The sequence below is a fragment of the uncultured Phenylobacterium sp. genome, from assembly GCF_902826855.1.
GTDB lineage: Bacteria > Pseudomonadota > Alphaproteobacteria > Caulobacterales > Caulobacteraceae > Phenylobacterium.
The window spans coordinates 1-4,242 of sequence record NZ_CADEGK010000297.1; the positions used below are offsets into that span (position 1 = coordinate 1).

1 protein-coding gene and 3 pseudogenes are annotated in these 4,242 nt (G+C 65.8%); 1 reads left to right on the forward strand and 3 read right to left on the reverse strand.

Annotated elements, in window-relative coordinates; all coding sequences use genetic code 11:
- Window positions 1-751: 751 nt before the first annotated feature.
- Window positions 752-1,353: pseudogene (locus QZV94_RS23640) on the forward strand (DDE-type integrase/transposase/recombinase); the annotation flags it as partial.
- A gap of 416 nt (window positions 1,354-1,769) precedes the next feature.
- Here QZV94_RS23640 and QZV94_RS23645 read toward each other — a convergent pair.
- From QZV94_RS23645 to QZV94_RS23655, 3 genes and pseudogenes are all read right to left on the reverse strand, one after another.
- Window positions 1,770-1,895 (reverse strand): annotated as a pseudogene (locus tag QZV94_RS23645) (IS110 family transposase); the annotation flags it as partial.
- A gap of 463 nt (window positions 1,896-2,358) precedes the next feature.
- Window positions 2,359-3,382 (reverse strand): annotated as a pseudogene (locus QZV94_RS23650) (IS110 family transposase).
- A 232-nt stretch (window positions 3,383-3,614) separates the two neighbouring features.
- Window positions 3,615-4,242: TonB-dependent receptor (locus tag QZV94_RS23655; RefSeq protein WP_293682708.1), on the reverse strand; the 628-nt coding region annotated here is incomplete at its 5' end.

The following is a 4,242-nucleotide window of genomic DNA, read 5'->3' on the forward strand; positions in this document are numbered from 1 at the left end:
CAAGCCCGCCGGCTCGATGATCACGCTGGTCCGCGAGGGCATGATCAGCCCGAACGGCGTCGGCCCCTCGCCCGACGGCCGGCGGCTCTGAGGTCTACTCGGACGATCAGCTCCCCATTCGTGTCAACGGCAGTCTGGTGTTCGTTGATAGAACGGCCTCGAGCTTGCCGAGGACGAGGTGGTGATCCTCCTGAGGACGGCGACGTCCTCGACCCGGCGAAAATCCGCGCCGACGCCCGCGGAGCGGCCCGGCGCGCGTAGCGCCCTCCCCGACCGACCTTGCCTCAGCTCGACCTGAGGCGCCCTCACCACCATCACAGGAGACCCCGATGTCTCGTAACGATCGTCATCACTTGGGGGGACGAGGCCTATGGCGCGTTCTCGGGCGTCAGCTGCGCCTTCCGCTTCCACGACTGCGTCGAGTTCACGACAGCGCCATGCGCCGGATTGAAGGCAAGATCCCAAGGCCGGGTTCAACTGACCGGCCCGGTGTGTATGGGTGGCCTACCAGCTGAGCGCGGCGCACCAGTTCGTCGCGGCGCTCGAGGCGCTCGGCTACGACCTCGCGGATGCCGGTTGTTGGCAGCTGCTTCCGAACTTGCCGGTAGACCCCACGTGACCCCGCCCCTCGGCGCGCCCCACTGAGCCGGAGCCCGACGAGGGCTTCGTGCGCTGAAGCTTCGCCGGGCTAGATGTTCCGTCCCGGAGTGTGGGGGACTCAGCTTAGCTGAGCGCACACACGGGAGGGCCTATGGGACAGATTCTACACGCTGCGCCACGACCACGCACGCTGTCCGAGCGGCGATACAGCGATCGAAGGCTCCGATCCAGGAACTCGCCGAGCAGTACGGCCTCAACCGCAAAACGGTGAGGAAGTGGCGCCATCGCAGCGTCGTGCATGATGCTGCGATGGGTCCCAAGGCGCCTCGCTCGACGGCGCTCACGCCCGAGGAGGAAGCCATGGCGGTGGCGTTCCGCCGGCACACGCTGCTGCCGCTCGACGACTGCCTCTACTCGCTGCAGGCGACGATCCCGCACCTAACGCGCTCGTCCCTTCACCGGCTATTCCAGCGGCACGACATCTCGCGCCTGTCGATCGAGACGGAGAAGACCGCCAAGAAAGCCTTCAGAGCCTACCCGATCGGCTACTTCCACATCGACATCGCCGAGCTGCGCACCGAGCAGGGCAAGCTGCTCATGGTCGTGGCCATCGACCGCACCAGCAAGTTCGCCGTCGTCGAGTTGCACGAGCGCGTCAGCCGCCAGACCGCGGCCGACTTCCTGCGGCGGCTGATCGCAGCGGTTCCCTACAAGATCCACACCGTGCTCACCGACAACGGCACGCATTTCACCACGCATGGACGAAAGAGCCTCAGCGCTTCAGGCTATCGCTAGACCCCTCACCTCGGGACTGAACATCTAGGCCCGAGCTGTCGATCCGGATCCTGGAGGCGGAAGCCGCCCCTCCCCGCTCGCAGACCTGGAGCGTCTTCGCCACCGACCTCATCCAGTACGACTCGGACTACCTCGCGCCTGCGTTCGAGGCCTCGTGGCCAGGTTACAGCGTCGCCTTCCCCGAAATGCAGCGTCATCTCTGACTCCTTACGCCAGCCTGACAGGGACCGGGCTGACCTCGCGCGTAGAGGAAGCTTGCGGCGGCGGCGTCCTGCGGGGCCGACGGGTGGTCGAGTTGGCGACGGGTGGGGTGGTGTTCGAGGACGGCGACACGCTCACCGCGCGCGTGGTGGTCGCCCCGAGTAGGCAGAACGAGCCAGATCCGGAAGCACCGAGACATCCGCCTCGCGAACCTCCTTGATGAGGTCCGGCGAGCGACGCGCCCCTTGCGGCATAACGATCTCGAACTCCGCGCAGTGCGCACGGATCGCGTTGATCAGCAGTCCGCTGGCGCTTCGCGCGAAGGAGCAGCAGGCAAGTGTCTGCGAGCGCTAGCCCGGAATCCCTGGGGCGGTGCGGAACTTTCCCCCAGAGGATCGGGGGCCTTTTTCTGGAGAGTGGATCCAACCAATTCGCCACGCGGTGCCGCACCCGAGCGGTGGCTTTAGGCGCTTGGCGGCCTTGAGCGAAGCCGGACAACGGCAATGTCTGTGTGTGGACGCCTCTTCGGATGCAAGAGGGTTTCTGAGGGCAGGGCGCGCAGGTTCAGGTGCGTCCGTGTGTCCGGCCTATTGAGTGCGGCCTTCATCAAGGCCGCTGGCCTGTCGCGGACCCGGTCATGCCGCAATTGCGCGCTCAAGGCGCGGCAGACATTTCTGGTTTTCCGGGCCCCGTCCCGTGGACCGTTGCGCCATACGTCTCTTCTGACCTTGCCTCCTCTGACGCCTCAGGCCATCGCAGCGATCAAGCTGCTCGGGCCGGAGCTCTGTAGGATCCGCCGTGCGCCATCAGCGCCAAGACGATCCGTGCAGTCTTGTTGGCGAGCGCGACCGTGACGAGCATGCGCGGCTTGTGCGACAGCATGCCGGCCGGCCACGGGCTCGCCTGTTATGGGTCCTGAGCGGCGACTTTGGCCGCGGAGCTGGCGCCGAGGATGATCAGTCGTCGCAGGTTGCGATCGCCCATCTTGGAGATGCGCCCGAGCCGCTCCTTGCCGCCGCTGGAGTTCTGCCGTGGCGTGAGACCGACCCATGCGGCGAAGTCTCGCCCGCGCCGGAAGGTGCTGGCCGGCGGGGCCAGAGCCACGATCGCGGTGGCCACGACTGGCCCCACGCCTGGGATAGACATCAGCCGTTTGGCGACAGGATCTGCCTGCGCGCGAGCTTTGATCTCGCGGTCGAGCATCGCGATCTTGGCCTGCAGCGCCTGGATGCTCTCGGCGATGATCGCCCAGATCGGCCGGGCCTGCGCCGGCAGATCGGTCTCTGGATCGACCGCCAGCGCGATGAGCCGCCCGACCTGGCCAACGCCCTGGGGCACGACGAAGCCGAACTCAGCCAGGTGCCCACGCAAGGCGTTGCTGAGCTGACGCGCTGTCGGACCAGAAGATCCCGCGTGCGGAAGACTATGGCCGCGCCCTGCGCTTCGGCGGTCTTGGGCGCGACGACCGCATCGTAGGCCGCTGCGCCGCCTCGGCGATTGCCTCCGCATCGGCCACATCGTTCTTCTGACGCTTCACGAACGGCTTGACGTATCGGGGCTGAATGAGCCGGACCTCATGGCCGAGCCCCATGAACTCGCGCGCCCAATGATGCGCGCCGGAGCAGGCCTCCATCGCCACCAGGCACCTCGGCTGGCTGACGAAGAAGCTCAGCACCTGATCGCGCCTCAACTTCTTGCGGAACAAGACCTCACCAGCCGCATCAGCGCCATGCGCCTGGAAAATGCTCTTCGCCAGATCCAGCCTGATCGTCGCAACCTCGCCCACGGACGCCTCCTTCGAGTGGTGCTTCAAAACACCGCCACTCTGGCACTTCGATGCCGTCAGGGGGCGTCCACCCCATCGCGACTGGCCGAAAGCCTCGCCGAACGCTGCCAGCCCACAGCCCGGATCACTCGCGCGCCTGGGCGATGGGCGATGGGCGATGTGGAGCGCCCACGCGAAAATGGGAGGAGCAGCTTGGCTGCCCCTCCCCTCCGTCGACTAGACCTTGTCTAGGTCAGAAGTTGTAGCGCAGCTCCAGCGTCCAGACGCGGGGCGGCTGCAACGACAGCAGTTGGTAGAAGTTCTGGTTCGGCGGCAGGGTGGTGAAGGCCGTCGGGATTTCCTTATCGAACAGGTTGCGCACCGAGCCGATGATCTCGTAGCTCTTGCTCGATGAGGTCCACGAGACGCGGGCGTTGGTTTGAGCGCCGCCCTTCACGAACCAGTTGGGGTTGTTGAACAGCGAGCTGTAGAAGCTGCTGTGCCAATCCTCGACCACCGACAGGGTCAGGTCGCCTGGCTCGAAGTTGAAGGTGTAGCTGACGCTCGCGGCGATCTTGTGCCGGGGCGACCCGGGCAGTCGATTGCCGGCGAGGCTCTGTCCGCCCGCCTGACCTGCCACGGGATTAGCTCCCTCCTGGAGGCCCATGGGATCCGAGCTGTCGACAAAGCAGCAGGCGTCTTTGATCTTGTTGTTGAGGTAGGCGTAGTTGGCCATGATCAACAGGTTTTCGACTGGCGCCCAGCGGGTCTCGACTTCGAAGCCGTAGGCGCGCGACTTCGGGATGTTGATCAGCTCGTTGACGATGATTGGCGGACTGACCTGGGCCACGCGACCGTTCAGCGTCTGAGGGTCCTGGTAG